The sequence below is a fragment of the bacterium genome (assembly GCA_035295165.1).
Classification (GTDB): domain Bacteria; phylum Sysuimicrobiota; class Sysuimicrobiia; order Sysuimicrobiales; family Segetimicrobiaceae; genus JAJPIA01.
Map to the genome: position 1 here is coordinate 44,003 of DATGJN010000007.1, position 14,316 is coordinate 58,318.

Below are 14,316 nucleotides of genomic sequence, written 5' to 3' on the forward strand. Positions count from 1 at the left end.
GGAGGACGTACCGTGAAGCGATACCCGAGTGATCGCATTCGGAACGTCGCCGTCGCCGGCCATGGCGGGACCGGGAAGACCTCGCTCGTCGAGGCGATGCTGTTTGCCGCGAAAGCGATCGATCGCCTCGGCCGGGTCGAGGACGGGACAACCACGACCGACTTCGACCCCGAGGAAGTGCGCCGCAAGATCACGGTCAGCGCGGCGCTGGCCCCGCTGGAGTGGCAGGATCACAAGATCAACCTCATCGACACCCCGGGCTATCCCGACTTCATCGGTGAGGTGACCGGTGCGTTGGCCGCCGTGGAGAGCGTGCTGCTTGCGGTGGACGCGGTGGCCGGCATCGAGGTGCAGACCGACAAGGTCTGGGCGATCGCCGCGCGGGCGCGGGCCAGCCGGATCATCGCGGTGACGCGGATGGACCGCGAGAACGCGGCGTTTCCGAGGGTGTTGGAGGATCTGCAGCAGAAGTTCGGACGACAGGTCGTCGCGCTTGAGTGGCCGATCGGCAGCGAGGCGTCGTTCAACGGCGTGGTGGACGTGCTGACGATGAAGGCGTACGGTGACGCCGGGCCGATCCCGATCGAGAAGGTCCCGCCCGACGTCCTCGCGGCGGCCAAGGCGGCGAGGGAGCGGCTTACGGAGGCGGTCGCCGAGACCGACGAGGCGCTGACGGAGGCGTACCTTGAACAAGGCGAGCTGTCCGACGAAACCCTCGCGAACGGGCTCCGCGCGGGCGTCCGCGCCGCGTCGCTCGTGCCGGTATTCTGTGTGGCCGCCAACCGGGGGCGCGGCGTGGCGCCGTTGCTCGACGAGTTGGTGCGCCTGCTGCCCGCGCCGACCGAGCGCGAGCCCGCCGCCGCGCGCGACGCGAAAGGCGGTGCTGTCGCGCTGACCCCGGACCCGACCGCCCCGCTCGCCGCCCAGGTGTGGAAGACGATGGCCGACCCCTACGTCGGCAAGCTCTCCTACCTGCGTGTCTTCTCCGGCACGCTTCGATCGGATGCGCAAGTGTGGAACGCCGGCAAGGCCAAGACGGAGCGCATCGGCCAGTTGCTGCTGATCCGCGGCAAGCAGCAGGAGCCGGTTGCGGAGGTGCCGGCCGGCGACATCGGCGCGGTCGCCAAGCTCGCCGACACAGGGACGGGCGATACCCTCGCGGAGAAGGACAAGGCGCTGACCCTTCCGTCGATCGAGTTCCCGAAGCCGGCGATCTCAATGGCGATCCAGCCGAAGAGCAAGGCGGACGAGGACAAACTCGGTACCGCGCTGGGCCGACTCGTTGAGGAAGACCACACGCTCAATGTGCGGCGTGCCGCGGAGATGCACCAGACGATCCTCTCGGGCATGGGGGAGTCACACCTGGAGATCGTCGCCGATCGGCTCCGGCGGAAATTCGGCGTGGACGTCGTGCTGTCGGTGCCGCGTGTGCCCTACCGCGAGACCGTGCGCGCGCACGCGCGCGTCCAGGGCAAGTACAAGAAGCAGACGGGCGGCCGCGGCCAGTACGGTGACTGCTGGATCGAACTCGACCCCAAGCCCAGGAGCGGTGGCTACGAGTTCGTGGACAAGGTGTTCGGCGGCGCGATCCCGCGACAGTTCATTCCTGCCGTCGAGAAGGGCGTCAAGGACGCGATGGACGAGGGCATCGTCGCCGGCTACCCTGTGGTGGACATCCGTGTCACCCTCGTCGACGGGTCCTACCACGACGTAGACTCATCCGAAATGGCGTTCAAGATCGCAGGCTCGATGGCGTTCAAGAAGGCGATGCAGGAGGCCAAACCGGTGTTGCTGGAGCCGGTCGCTACCGTCGCGGTGCACGTGCCGGAAGACGAGATGGGGGACATCATCGGGGACCTCAACGCGAAGCGCGGGCATATCCAAGGGATGGAACCCGGCGGCGATGGGACCACCACGGTCCGCGCGCAGGTGCCGATAGCGGAGATGCTCCGGTACGCGTCAGACCTCCGGTCGCTCACGGGGGGGCGCGGCACCTTTGAGATGGAGTTCTCGCACTACGCGGAAGTGCCGTCGCATATCGCGGACAAGGTGACCGCCGAGGCGCGAAAGCAGAAGGAGGCGGTCGAAGCCCACTGAGGACGGCGGCGCGCCGCCGTCACATCACGCGCGGGGGACGCATCATGCAGTTCATGATCGTTGAACGCTTCCGGAACCGTGACGCGCGGGCGGTGTACCGTCGTCTCCGCGACGAAGGCCGCGGCATCCCGGACGGCCTGAAGTACGTTGGGAGCTGGATCGAGGCGAACTTTGACCGGTGTTTCCAGATCATGGAGTGTGACGACGCGCGCCTGCTGCACCAATGGGTCGCGTTTTGGAGCGACCTCATCGAGTTCGAGATCGTGCCGGTCGTGTCGTCCGCGGAGGTGCGTCAGACAATCGAGCCGCTGCTCTGACCCGCCGACGGGGTGACGAGGTCGGGCGACCAGGTCTCGGCCCCGGCGCCTGCCGGGACAGCGCGACGCGTCCGTCAGTGGTAGAGGAGATATCGTTCCCGGGCCTTGAGGAATCGCGCGAGGCCCGGTTCCCATGGCGCTTCGATCTGCTCCGGCGTGCGGCCGGCGGCGAGCCCCAAGCGCACCTGGTTCGTGCCCATGTCGAGGTCGAACGTGTACTGGCCCCCGAAGGCGGCGCCCCAACGGAACTGGCTGGGATAGAGCTGGTGGACCACGTACAGAATTTGCAGCATCAGATCTACCGGTCGGTAGACGGCCCGGTCCGTGACGCGGATCTCGACGCCACCGAACTCCGGTCCGCCTGTGGAGGTCCACGGCTCGCCCCGCCAGTAGTCTTCCCGAAACGCGACGCCGCCCGGCCGCAGCGCCTCGAGCCCGGCGCGCAGATGCCACGGCTGGATAAAGGTGCCGCCAACCAGCTCGAACGGCTCGGTCGTCAGCACCCCGACGGACAGGTTCGTGTCGCCGATCGGCCCCGTGACGGGGTACAACTCCGCCGTCCGATAGTGCGGGATGCCCGGGGACGTCATGACCCACGGCAGCCCGGTCTGGTCGAACCACATCGATCGATGCCAGCCCTCCATCGGGACCACGACCAGGTTTGCGCCGATGCCGAACTCGCCGTTGAAGAAGCGCGCCAGCTCGCCGATCGTCATCCCGTACAGAATCGGGATCGGGTACAGGCCGAAGAACGAGGTCCACTTCGGATCGAGCACCGGGCCGGCGACGAGGTCGCCCGAGAGAGGGTCGGGCCGGTCCAGCACGACGACCGGAATGCCTTGCGCCGCGGCCGCCTGCATCGAGACGGCGAGCGTCGACATGTATGTGTAGAACCGCGCCCCGACGTCTTGGATATCGAAGACGAGCACGTCGATGCCGCGGAGCATCGCTGCGGTGGGCTTGCGCGTCGCCCCGTACAGGCTATAGACGGGCAGGCCGGTCTTGGGATCCACGCTGTTTTTCACTAGGGCGCCGGCGCCCTGGTCGCCGCGGACGCCGTGCTCGGGGCCGAACAACGCGACGAGGTGGATATCGTGGTCCGCGGCGAGGAGGTCCGCCGTGCTGCGGAGACGCGCGTCCACGCCGCTCGGATTCGTGATCAGCCCCACGCGCTTGCCGCGCACGACGTCGGGCGGATTCTCGAGGAAGACATCCAACCCTGTCCGCACGAGGGGAGTCGCCGAGGGACTGATCGGATACGACTGGGGGAGCGCTGCGACCGGCGCCACGAGCGCCGTCGCCAGGCAGATCGCCAGGACCCTGAGCAGCGTTGTCATTTGTTCGACCACATCGTGTCCCACCGACACGCGATCCGGATGATAGTTCGCCGCGTCGCGTGCCGACGCCTTGACCCACCGCAAGCGCGCGCGCAGCGTTCCGCCCCGCGCGGGCGCGTTCCTTGACGGGGTGGGGACGATACCGTAGAATCCGAGACGAACCGGGCGCGTAGCTCAGGGGTCAGAGCGCTTCCTTGACACGGAAGAGGTCCGAGGTTCAAGTCCTCGCGCGCCCACCATGCTTGCTAGATGACGCTTTCAGCCATCGGTGAGCCCCAAACCCGAGCCGACGGGCAAACGGCTCACGGAGGGGATCGGCGATCGGCCAGGGGCTCACGGCCCCTCAGCGAGCGGGGCTCGCCGAACACAGCCGGATGTCCGCATTCCCTCCGACACTTCGTGGCAACCTCTTGGTTCCGGAACGGCGTCGACCTCGACGAGGTGCGGCGGTAAGAGCCAGACCACGACCGTGGATCTCCCGAAAACCCACTGGATGGTTGGGGCGATCGAGAGGATGCGCCTCGACTGAGGAGACATGCCCTTGGGCATAAATGTCGGATGCTACCGGCCCCGGATCCCGAGCGCGCCCGCGATGGTGGCTCGTGTGGTAGAGGGGGAATGACTATGAAGCCCCGAGCGCTACAGATGATGTTGAGCGTCGTGCTCGCTGGTCTCCTCGCATCGGCAAGTCCGGCGTTGGGAGCCAACGCGGATGCTGGGTTGGCGATTGCGGCCTTGCACGTCTTGGAACAACGGTACGTGAAGGCGGTGCAACCTGTCACGCTGCTGAACGCCGCCGTCGATTCGCTGCGTAAGACCACCCACGAGGACCTACCTGAGATTCCTGACGGTACGCTCGGCGCTCAGGCGGAGGGAGTGTTCCGACAGGATTTCGCCAGGGCTGCCCAGGCCGACACCGCGAACGACGGAACGCTCGCGTATCAGACAACGCGAGACATGCTGGCATCGCTTCACGATACGCACACCTTCTATCTTGATCCCGCGCAATTCAAAGAATGGCAGGACCGGTATGCCGGCAAACCTGGCTATGCTGGCGTCGGTTCTCTGTTGGCATCAATCAAGGACAGCGCTGGGACAATCCTGATGGTGTACGTTGCGGCGGTGTTCCCAAGGTCTCCAGCCGCCGTTGCGGGGCTTCAGCGCTTCGATCAGATCGTTCAAGTCGATGGCACACCGATAGCCCCAGCTGTCACGCCTCTTGATGTGGCCAGGATCGTGCGGGGGCCGATCGGGTCGACGGTCACGCTCACCCTCAGGCGGAAGGGACGCGATGTCATGCTCACCGCAACGCGGCAAGCGATCGAAGCTCCGGTTCTGTCAACGGAGATGGTTCGCCCGGGCATCGCGTACCTGCACCTGTTCCAGTTCACCACGGGCGCCGCGGATCAATTTCGGAGTGCGGTAAGGTCACTTGAAGCGCAGGGCTCGCTTCGAGGTGTGATCTTGGACCTTCGAGAGAATGGCGGAGGCCTGTATTCGGAGATGCAAGGCGTCGCAGGCACGCTTCTGCCCACCGGCACGCTCCTTGCGCATGCCGTTAGTCATGAGGGCCCTTCTCAATTTGTTGCGACGGGGACTCCGCTCCTGGCGCAGATTCCGCTTGTTGTGCTGACGGATGGTAATACGGCTTCGAACGGCGAAGTGCTCAGCCTCGCACTCCATGACGCTCACCGGGCAACGCTGATCGGTGAGAAGACGCAGGGCGCCCTCGGAGAAACCATTACCTTGCTCCTACCGGCCGGAGGGATGGGTGTGACGATCGCGGAAGTCAACGGACCCCAATACGAGCAGGTTGAGGGCGTTGGGATTGGCCCAGACCAGGTTGTGTCGCTCACAGTACAAGACGTGTCGGATGGCGCGGACCCCCAACTCGATGCGGCCCTCAAGGCGGTAGGCGCAGGGAACTAGAGTCGAAATTGGGATCTCTGATGTACGCCCTCGCCGAGTCGGCACGTTGGGGGTGGCAGACAGACAACATCGCCGAGGTGTCCTGGTGAGGGAAGCGTGTAGACCGAACTAGAGGCGACCTCGCACCTGGCCCCTTCTGGCCTAAGTTTCCCGGGCCGTGGTCCGGAGGCTATCGGGCTGTGGCCTGATCCATAGCCGTCCCCTCGCACGATCCTGACGCGGCGACCGCGCAATGGGCGACGCGCACGGCCCGCAGGTTTGACCCCCCGTGGTTGGGGTTACGGGCGGGCCCCCCACCATCAGGACCGGTCGTCCGCGACCGGCCTGCCGACGCGGACGGGTTGGCAGCGTGCGTTCAAGCACGGCGTCCGTTGAGGTCGCGACATCACACTTGAATACATCGACCGCCCGATAGTCCATACCGTATGGGGTATGCTACTTTTGCTGTGACGGCGCAATAGCGCCGATCGAAAAGGGGGCGCTGCGATGAGTAAGACGTTGGATGTCGGGTCGAGAGAAAGTGCCGGGTCCGTGGCGACCGGCAAGGTCTCGATCATCATGTTCAGCGGCACCGCCGACAAGTTCATTCCGCTTGGGGTGATCGCACAGGCCGCGGCGGCGATGGAGATGCAGGTCAACATCTTTGTGACGGGGTTCGGGCTGCTCGGATTCACCAAGACGCCCCACGACCTTCCGTTTCCCGCGGAGTTCGCTTCGATGGCCCCGGCGCTGGCGCAGGGTATGAAGGCGGCCCGCGTCGAGCCGTGGGATGCGATGCTGCGGCAGGCCAAGGAGTTGGGCGCTGAGGTGTACGTGTGCTCGATGATGGCCGGGGTCATGGGACTTGACAAGGCCGACTTCAACGACCTCGTCGACGATGTCGTTGGCGCCGCCACGTTCCTCGAGATGGCCGGCGGTGGCCAAACCCTCTTCATCTGAGGTGATACCGATGGACGGCACACCGGCAGCCGCACCACGGACGTTTGTCGACTCCCGGGGCTCGTCGTGCCCCGGGCCGATTACCGATCTTGCGCTCGCCTACCGGCGCGCGAAGGTCGGAGACGTCATCGAACTCTGGGCGACCGACCCCGGGGTCAAGCCCGACGTCCAGGCGTGGGCGGCGAAAACGCGCAACCAGATCGTGTCCATTGAGGACCAGGCCGACAAGATCGTGGCCGTCGTCCGCATTCTGAGGCGATGAGGCGATACCCATGAAACGAGTGGTGATCGTCGGCGGCGGGGCCGGGGCGACGATTCTGGCCAATGCGCTCGACCGGCGGCGATTCGAGGTCCTCGTTATCAGCCAGTCGGCGGTGCACATGTTCCAGCCGGCGCTCCTCTACGTCGCGTTCAAGAATGCGAACCCGCGCATCGTGCGCGACGAACGACGGCTGCTGCCGCGCCACGTCCGATTCATCGAAGAGGCGGTGACGCGCATCGATCTCGCCGCGCACACTGTCGCCACGGGCGCTGGCAGCTGGTACGACTACGATTCGGTCGTCGTCGCAACCGGTGTGCGGACCGATCCCGGGCAGATCCCTGGGCTCGTCGAGGTCAACCGGCAGTTCGGCGATTACCACAGCAGCATCGCCCACGCCCAGAAGGTGTGGGCGCATCTCAATGCCTTCCGCGGCGGGACCATCGTGCTGGGACAAAGCTCGCCGCTGATCAAGTGTCCGCCGTCGCCGGTGGAAGGCATGCTCTTGCTCGAGGAGTTGTTGCACAAGCGTGGCCTGCGAGGCAAGACGCGGCTCGTGTTCATCTCACCGTATCCACGCGCCTACCCGGCGGAGCCGATGAACCAGATCGTCGAACCGATCATGCGCAAACGCGGGATCGAGATCTTCCCGTTCTTCGATCTGGACCGGATCGATCCCGCGACCCGCACGATCTCTTCGATCGAAGGCGACGAGATTCAGTACGACCTGCCGATCTTGATTCCGCCGTTCGTTGGCGCGGATATCGCGTACGAACCGGCCGCCGTTCTCGATGCCAACCGCTTCGTGGTGACCGACAAGGAGACGCTGCGTATCAAGGGAGTCGACGACGCGTTCGCGATCGGCGACGGCACTAATCTGCCGACCTCCAAGGCCGGCGTGGGCGCTCATCTCGAGGCGAAAGTCGTGGCGGGCCTGCTGGAGGGCGCGCCGCTGAAGTTCCACGGCCGGACGCACTGTGCAGTTGACCTGGCGTACGGCATGGGCACGTTCGTCATTGGATCATACACGGCGCCCGTCCTGAAGTGTCCGCCGAGCCGGCTGAACCACATGATGAAGATGATGATGGCGCACATCTACTGGCTGAGCCTGCGCGGGACACTTGAACCGGTGTTCGACTGGTACTTCGCGTACACGGATCCCGACCGGCGGCTGAAAGCCAAGGTCCACGCACCCGGCGAACACGCGGCCTGACGGGCGGAGGCGCGGCCGGAGAGGAGAGGGGAGGGGAGGGCCCTGGGCCGCCGGACCCGCACGATCGGAGAGAATCGCACAGGACCCTGAGCAGAAAGGTCGTCCGGGCCGCAGTGGATTCATGACAGTCGCGAGGCGCGCGACCACGTACCTCATGGGCGGCACGAGGTCGCGCGGGCGGCGTAACCGGGTGGAGCGGTGAGCGGAGGCAAACGCTATTGGGGGGAGTTCCATGAAGACAACGTTCAGTACTGGGCTCTCGTTGGTCGCCCTGGTCATTGCGGTTGCGTTCGCTGCGCCTTCCGCCTATGCGACGGACGGGTACTTTAGCCACGGATACGGCCTGTACGAGTCGGGGATGGGCGGCGCCGGCGTCGCCTACCCGCAAGACTGCATGGCCGCCGCGACCAATCCAGCCGGCATGGTCCTGATCGGCAACTGCACCGTGCTTGGGGTGACTTATTTCCGGCCGCAACGGGGTGCGGTGATCACTGGCAGCGGTGCCGGTGCGAACGGGACCTACAACGGGAACGGGTACAACGATTTCTATATCCCGCAGTTCGGTTACAACCGCATGCTGAACGACACCATGTCGCTCGGCATTTCGGTGTACGGTAATGGCGGCATGAATACCTCATACACGACGGCGATTCCGCTGTTCGGGACGACGCCGGCGGGCGTGGATCTCGAGCAGCTCATCATCGCGCCGACATTCGCGTGGAAGATCAACCCGTCAAACGCGATCGGTGTGTCGGTGAACTTTGCGTATCAGATGTTCTCAGCGTACGGCCTGCAGAATTTTGACAACGCCGCGATCTCGACGGCCGCCGGGCACGTGACGAACAACGGCCAGGACACCGCCACCGGCTGGGGTGTGCGCATCGGCTGGACCGGCCAGGTCAGTCCCACCGTGACCCTCGGGGCGACGTACCAGACCGTGACGTCGATGAGCAAGTGTGCTCTTTAACATTCTGGCCCCGGGCGTGGTCACGGACCACGTGACCGTGGGCCTGACGTGGACGCCGTCGCCGAATCAGGAACTGACGGTAGCCTACATGCACGCGTTTGCGAACTCGGTCACTGGCCCGATCCCCGCCGCGTTCGGCGGCGGCACCGCGAACATCAACCTGAGCGAGGACTCGCTCGGCGTCGCGTACCGTTGGAGGTTTTGAGCATGGGACGCTTGTCGACAACTGAGAAGGCGAACACGCTGGTTCAAGTGGACGACGAGGTGCGGTTAGAGCACGAGGCTCTGGTGGCGCGGCTCCGCCGAGTGGAAGGACAGATCCGCGGGCTGCAGCGCCTGCTGGAGGAGGGGGCCTCGTGCGAGGTCGTGGCCCAGCAGCTTTTTGCGGCGAAGGCGGCACTGGAAAAGATCGGCGTCCGCCTGTTCGTGGCGAACATGCGGAGCTGTCTGTCCCGGGACCTCGCTGGAGATACCAACGCTCGGCGTGCGTTGGACCGGATTACGGAGGTGTTTGCGCGGCTCGCGTGACGTGACGATTCCGCCCACCAATCAAGCGTGGGCGCGGTCGCTGGGCATTGGGGGCGCCGGCTTTGTTCGGGTCGCCCGGATCGCGGAGAAAGGACGCGCAGGGGTGGCCGTCACGGTTGCATCCTTGCCTGCTCTATCCGATCGCTTCGGCTTTGTGACCCTCAACCAGTTTCAGAATCGTCGCCCAGTTCCTCGTGGTGATATCCTTGCCGAATTGCTTCTCTAGAAATGTCATAAGATCGGGGGTGCCGGTGTCGGGGGAAAGGGTGACAGCGCTGCATATCTCTCGATCTGAAACAGAGACAATGGCAAAGTCTTTGTCGGGCGATCTATACGGGGTCTTGAGCGCGGTCTGTGGTTTGTGGGCCAGAAACGTTACATAGAGTTTGGTCTTGGGTGTGATGCGTACCTGTCTGAACGGCCTTCTGTGAACGAGCGCCTGCAGGTCTCCGATCGTGCGAACGATCACGCCAGCGTCAAAGCCAAACCGATTCCTCAGTGTTTGCTCGATTCGCGTTCGTAACGCTGTGGCGCTTTGCCCCCGGGTCGCAAAGACCACGTTGCCGCTCGCGATGTATGTTGTGACATCCGCAAATCCAAGCGATTTGAATGCTTGCTGCAAGTCATCCATCTTGACCCGACGCCCACCGACGTTAATGCCCCTCAGAAAGGCTGCGTGCTCAGCCATGAAACGTCTGTCCCTGGGCCAGCATCGCCAGGATTCTGGTGAGACGCTTCTGCCGCGTTCCCGGCGTCTTCGCGGTCTGCAACCTCCAGGCAATGGCATACACATTGGTTCTGTTCAGCGTGGTGTAGAAGGCGTGGGCTCTCGTGTTCTCGGCGAGTCCTCGACGCAAATCATCGGGCACTCTCATCTTGCTGGCCGGGTCGTACGCGGCGTTCCAGCGACCGTCCTGTTTGGCTGCCTCGATCTCTTTGACCCCTGCTGCACGCATTTTTCCGGCTTTAGCAAGGCGCTCGGCGCGCTCTCTGTTTCTCTTTGACCAAACACTCTTAGGTCGTCGGGGAGTAAACTTGCGCAGCCAGGACCTCTCGTCGTACCTCTTGAGCTGTCCGTCTATCCACCCGCAGCAGAGCGCCTCGTCCAGGGCCTCATCGTAAGAGACCGTAGAGACCGCAGAGTCTCTTTTGAACAACCGGAGCCAAATGCCGTTCGACCTGGCGTGGTTCTTGGCAAGCCACTGTTTCCACTCCTTGGCAGATGAAAAGGCGACGATGCCCAACTCTGTTTCGGCGCTCATCTCAGCCTCTCTGTGGGTTCGGTTGCGAGATCCCATTCTACCGCCAAGGAATGTGGCTTCTTATGCTCGCGCCCTCAGTGGCGGTCCCCTAGGCTATCGCACCGCCTGCTGAGTTCAAATCTGAGTTCGCATCCGAACGTATCGATCGGCCACCGCCTCCGCGCGGCGGACGAAAAGTGGTCGGTCATGAGATCAGGAGGCAGACGTAACATGCTACTGGTATCTTGCCCCAGACGCCGCTGCTCCCATCGCTGCGACGGGTTGGTAGCGCAGCGCGACGACTCCGGTCGGCAAGCTCGTCGCGCCAATCAGTCGCATCCGCATGTTTTCGCCCTCCCGAAAGAGGAGCCTACCGCGGCCCACGAAGAGGGGAAAGATGAAAGCCGCACCTCATCGAGCAAGCCGTGTTGCAGCAGAGTCTGTGCAAGGAGGCCATGGCCGTATATGGCAAGATCTGTGCCAGCTTCCCGTTTAAGCTTGCTCACCAAGTCCACGACGTCGACGTCGCCTTTCATGATGGTCGAGTTGTTCCAAGCGGCCTCGTGCAAGGTCGACGAGAAGACGTACTTGCGGACGCTGTTGATTCGATCGGCAAAATCGCCGGGTTGGCCGGCCCAATCCCTCGCCAGCATTTCATATGTCCGTCTTCCCAGCAACATGCCGTCGCTCTCCAAAAGCCGCTCAAACGCGCCCTTCTGAAACCCATCGTCGAGGTAGCGTCCGACCCATCCCGCTGGGTCTTCAATGACGCCGTCGAGCGTCACCAAGGTGGATTCGATGATCTTCCGCATGGGTATCCCTCCTTTCGTTGGGCTCTGCCGGTCATCCTAGCGATGAGCTCAGCGCCTGCGCTTGAGGAAGCGCGATGCTCCACCTCAGCAGACGGACTGGGCGAGGAATGCTGGATGGCTAAGACGCCGGCCCATGCACGGTCCTCCTCTCTTCCTCGTTTCGTGGATAGTCGAACGGGCCGGTGCGAGATCGACATAGCCGCAAGCCCGAGAAGGGATGGCTCGGGGCAGGATGTCCTGCGAATCCCCGACTCCATCGCTCACCCCGGTGGTCGAGGATCCTGGTCAGTCGGACGTCGAGGGTGAGATCCGGAGCGCGACTGAGGACGGGTCTGCCATGATCGAGCGAGGCGCTGCCCGCCAGACCCCCATACGGTTAGCAGGACTTACGAGGATTCTGTGGAAAATGACTGATGTCAGATGTCTAACAAAGCCTTGCGGCGACTTCACACACGCGACCGGCGAACATTGCCGGACCTGGTACGCGAAGCCGTTCTCGAAGTGATCGCCGATCGGCACTTGAAGCCGGGTGACCAGTTGCTCCCCGAACCGGCGCTGGCGGCGATGCTGGCCGTGAGTCGCGCGACGCTGCGAGAGGCGATTCGGATGCTCGAGTTAGAAGGAGTGCTCCTGCGGACTCGCGGAGTCGGCACTTTCGTCGCCGGCGCGCCGTTCCTACGGAACAACCTCAACGCGAACTTCGGGGTGACCGACCTCATTCGGTCCGAGGGGCACGTGCCTGGGACCGTCGACCGGACCGCCAAGATTACCCTTCCAACGGCAACGGTGCGGACCGCGCTCGGCCTTGCCGAGGGCGCACAGGCTGTTGTGATCGAACGCACTCGCACGGCAGACGGTCGTCCGGTTGTGCGTTCGACTGACATCTTGCCAACGGCGTTGATACCGGCCGGCGTCGACCCCCTCACGGTGGGTGAGGAGTCTTTGTACAAGTGGTTGCAGACCCGATGCGGCGTGATCATTCACCATGGGGTCGCGCGAATCCAATCGGTCGCGGCGACCGCGCCGCTTGCCAACCTTCTCAACGTTCGGCGCGGTACACCGCTTTTGCTGTTGGAACAGGTGGACTATGCGGGCGACAACCGCCCCGCATTGTACTCGCTCGAGTATCACGTTTCGGACGCGTTCGAGGTCACAATTCAACGCGCAGGGCCAAGGAGAGGATGATGAGCACCGGCAAAGCGTTGCGCCTGGGACGGCTGATTGACGCGCAGACGAACACATGTGTCGTGTGCGCGTTGGACCACGCGATGACGTCGCCCGTCTTGTTGACGGGGTTGGTTGACATTCGGGCCCGAACTCGTGACGCGGTGGAGGGGGGCGCCAACGTGTTCATGCTGGCCCCGGGCCTGCTGGACCAGGTGGTGCAGGAATTTCGCAGCACGACCGCACTCGCGCTCATGCTCACCGCTTCCGCCGCCGGCCGACCCAGCGGGGCGGTGGTCACTCCGATCAACTCGGTAGAGTGGGCCCTTCGCGCGGGCGCCGACGCGGTGGTCGCGTACGTGGCGCTCGCGGGCGAGAACGAGCCGGCGATCATCTCCTACGTGTCACAGCTGGCCGAAGCCTGCGACCGGTGGGGGATGCCGTTCATCGCCGAGGCTGAGTGGCCGAACGCGTATGCGGGCCCGACGGATGTCGGAGGGACCCTGGGCATCGACTACCTGCTCCGCAACGCCCGGTTGTGCGCCGAGCTCGGCGCAGACATCGTGAAGGTGAATTGGAGTGGGGATGCGGAGTCGTTTGGTCGGATCGTCGAGGCGACGCGTCGGCCCGTGATCCTCGCCGGCGGCACGGTTCTGAGCGATGCGGAACTGCTTGGTCGAATGGAACAAGCTGTCGGCGTGGGGGCGATCGGATGCTCGGTCGGGCGCAACATCTTCGAGCATCCGTCTCCGCGTGGGATCACGCGGGCGCTCTGCCGGGTGATCCGGGAGCGCTGGACAGCGCGCCAAGCGCTCGACGAGCTTCGCGCGACCGTTGGTGCCCAATGCCGCTAACGAACCTCGCCCCGTTGCTCTCGCATGCGCGGACCGGCGGCTACGCCGTGGGCGCGTTCAGCACTGTCGACCTAGACCTTCCCCAGGTGATCATCGATGCGGCCGTGGCGGCGGACGCTCCAGTCGTCGTGGCGTTGACCGCCGCACGGGCCGCGGGCATGGATTTGCACGCCCTGGCGGCCTCGGTCCGGGCGCGGGCCGAGCGCGTCTTGATTCCTGTGGTGCTGCATCTGGACCACGGGCAGACTCGAACGATCGTCGACGAGGCCATGGACGCCGGGTTCACGTCCGTCATGTTCGATGGGTACGGCCTCCCGCTTGACGAGAAGTGGCGACAGACTCGCGAGCTCGTGACGATCGCCCACCGCCGGGGCATTACGGTCGAGGCGGAGATGGGTCATATTACACGGCGGGAGGACCTCGAGGCGGGCGGTCCGTCGGTTCAGGATCAGCTCACGGACCCCAACACGGCCATTGCGTTCGCCCGGGACACTGGTCTCGACTGCCTGGCCGTGGCGATCGGTAACGTTCACCACTTAATGCCGGGAGGGGCTTCCCTGGATTTGGATCGGCTCCGCACCATCGTCGCCGTGGCGCCATGCCCCTTGTCGCTGCACGGCGGCTCCGGGGTTGGGGATGATGACCTTCGGACGGCGATT

16 protein-coding genes and 1 tRNA gene are annotated in these 14,316 nt (G+C 64.5%); 13 read left to right on the forward strand and 4 right to left on the reverse strand.

Annotated elements, in window-relative coordinates; all coding sequences use genetic code 11:
* The first annotated feature begins 12 nt into the window (after nt 1-12).
* Nucleotides 13-2,097, forward strand: coding sequence for an elongation factor G (fusA, locus tag VKZ50_01325; protein ID HLJ58353.1), 2,085 nt, complete (start codon nt 13-15; stop codon nt 2,095-2,097).
* 44 nt (nt 2,098-2,141) lie between these two features.
* Nucleotides 2,142-2,414 carry a DUF3303 family protein gene (locus tag VKZ50_01330; protein ID HLJ58354.1) on the forward strand — a complete coding sequence of 91 codons (273 nt, stop codon included), beginning with the start codon at nt 2,142-2,144 and terminating at the stop codon, nt 2,412-2,414.
* A gap of 74 nt (nt 2,415-2,488) precedes the next feature.
* Here VKZ50_01330 and VKZ50_01335 read toward each other — a convergent pair whose 3' ends face one another.
* A complete protein-coding gene (locus VKZ50_01335) occupies nt 2,489-3,751 on the reverse strand; it encodes a DUF1343 domain-containing protein (protein ID HLJ58355.1) in 1,263 nt (420 codons plus the stop codon).
* A gap of 163 nt (nt 3,752-3,914) precedes the next feature.
* Between VKZ50_01335 and VKZ50_01340 the strand changes: the two genes are divergently transcribed.
* The 8 genes from VKZ50_01340 (at nt 3,915) to VKZ50_01375 (ending at nt 9,586) form a co-directional block, all read left to right on the forward strand.
* Nucleotides 3,915-3,990, forward strand: a tRNA-Val gene (locus VKZ50_01340).
* Nucleotides 3,991-4,396: 406 nt separating this feature from the next.
* The gene (locus tag VKZ50_01345; protein ID HLJ58356.1) at nt 4,397-5,680 is read left to right on the forward strand and encodes a S41 family peptidase; all 1,284 of its coding nucleotides are present in this window, start codon (nt 4,397-4,399) and stop codon (nt 5,678-5,680) included.
* Between the two features lie 486 nt (nt 5,681-6,166).
* Complete coding sequence (locus tag VKZ50_01350) at nt 6,167-6,619, forward strand: DsrE/DsrF/DrsH-like family protein (protein HLJ58357.1); 453 nt, start codon at nt 6,167-6,169, stop codon at nt 6,617-6,619.
* Nucleotides 6,620-6,629: 10 nt separating this feature from the next.
* Complete coding sequence (locus VKZ50_01355) at nt 6,630-6,881, forward strand: sulfurtransferase TusA family protein (protein ID HLJ58358.1); 252 nt, start codon at nt 6,630-6,632, stop codon at nt 6,879-6,881.
* Between the two features lie 10 nt (nt 6,882-6,891).
* Nucleotides 6,892-8,091, forward strand: coding sequence for an FAD-dependent oxidoreductase (locus VKZ50_01360; GenBank protein ID HLJ58359.1), 1,200 nt, complete (start codon nt 6,892-6,894; stop codon nt 8,089-8,091).
* A gap of 232 nt (nt 8,092-8,323) precedes the next feature.
* The gene (locus tag VKZ50_01365) at nt 8,324-9,058 is read left to right on the forward strand and encodes an outer membrane protein transport protein (GenBank protein ID HLJ58360.1); all 735 of its coding nucleotides are present in this window, start codon (nt 8,324-8,326) and stop codon (nt 9,056-9,058) included.
* On the forward strand, nt 9,048-9,263 hold the full coding sequence (locus VKZ50_01370) for a hypothetical protein (GenBank protein ID HLJ58361.1): 216 nt from the start codon (nt 9,048-9,050) through the stop codon (nt 9,261-9,263). The genes VKZ50_01365 and VKZ50_01370 overlap by 11 nt, the downstream gene beginning before the upstream one ends.
* 2 nt (nt 9,264-9,265) lie before the next feature.
* Nucleotides 9,266-9,586, forward strand: coding sequence for a metal-sensitive transcriptional regulator (locus VKZ50_01375; protein HLJ58362.1), 321 nt, complete (start codon nt 9,266-9,268; stop codon nt 9,584-9,586).
* Between the two features lie 133 nt (nt 9,587-9,719).
* Here VKZ50_01375 and VKZ50_01380 read toward each other — a convergent pair whose 3' ends face one another.
* The 3 genes from VKZ50_01380 to VKZ50_01390 all read right to left on the reverse strand — a co-directional run bounded on the left by VKZ50_01380 (nt 9,720) and on the right by VKZ50_01390 (nt 11,639).
* The gene (locus VKZ50_01380; GenBank protein HLJ58363.1) at nt 9,720-10,274 is read right to left on the reverse strand and encodes a DUF1697 domain-containing protein; all 555 of its coding nucleotides are present in this window, start codon (nt 10,272-10,274) and stop codon (nt 9,720-9,722) included.
* Nucleotides 10,267-10,848 carry a YdeI/OmpD-associated family protein gene (locus VKZ50_01385; GenBank protein ID HLJ58364.1) on the reverse strand — a complete coding sequence of 194 codons (582 nt, stop codon included), beginning with the start codon at nt 10,846-10,848 and terminating at the stop codon, nt 10,267-10,269. Before VKZ50_01385 ends, VKZ50_01380 begins: the two co-directional genes overlap by 8 nt.
* Before the next feature lie 308 nt (nt 10,849-11,156).
* The gene (locus VKZ50_01390) at nt 11,157-11,639 is read right to left on the reverse strand and encodes a dihydrofolate reductase family protein (GenBank protein ID HLJ58365.1); all 483 of its coding nucleotides are present in this window, start codon (nt 11,637-11,639) and stop codon (nt 11,157-11,159) included.
* Nucleotides 11,640-12,107: 468 nt separating this feature from the next.
* On the opposite strand from VKZ50_01390, the gene VKZ50_01395 reads away from it, so the two are divergent.
* From VKZ50_01395 to VKZ50_01405, 3 genes are all read left to right on the forward strand, one after another.
* Nucleotides 12,108-12,824, forward strand: a complete 717-nt coding sequence (locus VKZ50_01395) for a GntR family transcriptional regulator (GenBank protein HLJ58366.1) — start codon at nt 12,108-12,110, stop codon at nt 12,822-12,824.
* Nucleotides 12,824-13,657, forward strand: a complete 834-nt coding sequence (locus VKZ50_01400; protein HLJ58367.1) for a hypothetical protein — start codon at nt 12,824-12,826, stop codon at nt 13,655-13,657. The genes VKZ50_01395 and VKZ50_01400 overlap by 1 nt, the downstream gene beginning before the upstream one ends.
* Nucleotides 13,648-14,316: class II fructose-bisphosphate aldolase (locus VKZ50_01405; protein ID HLJ58368.1), on the forward strand; the 669-nt coding region annotated here is incomplete at its 3' end. The genes VKZ50_01400 and VKZ50_01405, both read left to right, overlap by 10 nt.

Coding starts and splice junctions, on each gene's coding strand:
- VKZ50_01380 (HLJ58363.1), bottom strand. CDS start 10,274: ATGGCTGAGCACGCAGCCTTTCTGAGGGGCATTAACGTCGGTGGGCGT.
- VKZ50_01400 (HLJ58367.1), top strand. CDS start 12,824: ATGAGCACCGGCAAAGCGTTGCGCCTGGGACGGCTGATTGACGCGCAG.
- VKZ50_01360 (HLJ58359.1), top strand. CDS start 6,892: ATGAAACGAGTGGTGATCGTCGGCGGCGGGGCCGGGGCGACGATTCTG.
- VKZ50_01390 (HLJ58365.1), bottom strand. CDS start 11,639: ATGCGGAAGATCATCGAATCCACCTTGGTGACGCTCGACGGCGTCATT.
- VKZ50_01330 (HLJ58354.1), top strand. CDS start 2,142: ATGCAGTTCATGATCGTTGAACGCTTCCGGAACCGTGACGCGCGGGCG.
- VKZ50_01345 (HLJ58356.1), top strand. CDS start 4,397: ATGATGTTGAGCGTCGTGCTCGCTGGTCTCCTCGCATCGGCAAGTCCG.
- VKZ50_01335 (HLJ58355.1), bottom strand. CDS start 3,751: ATGACAACGCTGCTCAGGGTCCTGGCGATCTGCCTGGCGACGGCGCTC.
- VKZ50_01365 (HLJ58360.1), top strand. CDS start 8,324: ATGAAGACAACGTTCAGTACTGGGCTCTCGTTGGTCGCCCTGGTCATT.
- VKZ50_01375 (HLJ58362.1), top strand. CDS start 9,266: ATGGGACGCTTGTCGACAACTGAGAAGGCGAACACGCTGGTTCAAGTG.
- VKZ50_01350 (HLJ58357.1), top strand. CDS start 6,167: ATGAGTAAGACGTTGGATGTCGGGTCGAGAGAAAGTGCCGGGTCCGTG.
- VKZ50_01355 (HLJ58358.1), top strand. CDS start 6,630: ATGGACGGCACACCGGCAGCCGCACCACGGACGTTTGTCGACTCCCGG.
- VKZ50_01385 (HLJ58364.1), bottom strand. CDS start 10,848: ATGAGCGCCGAAACAGAGTTGGGCATCGTCGCCTTTTCATCTGCCAAG.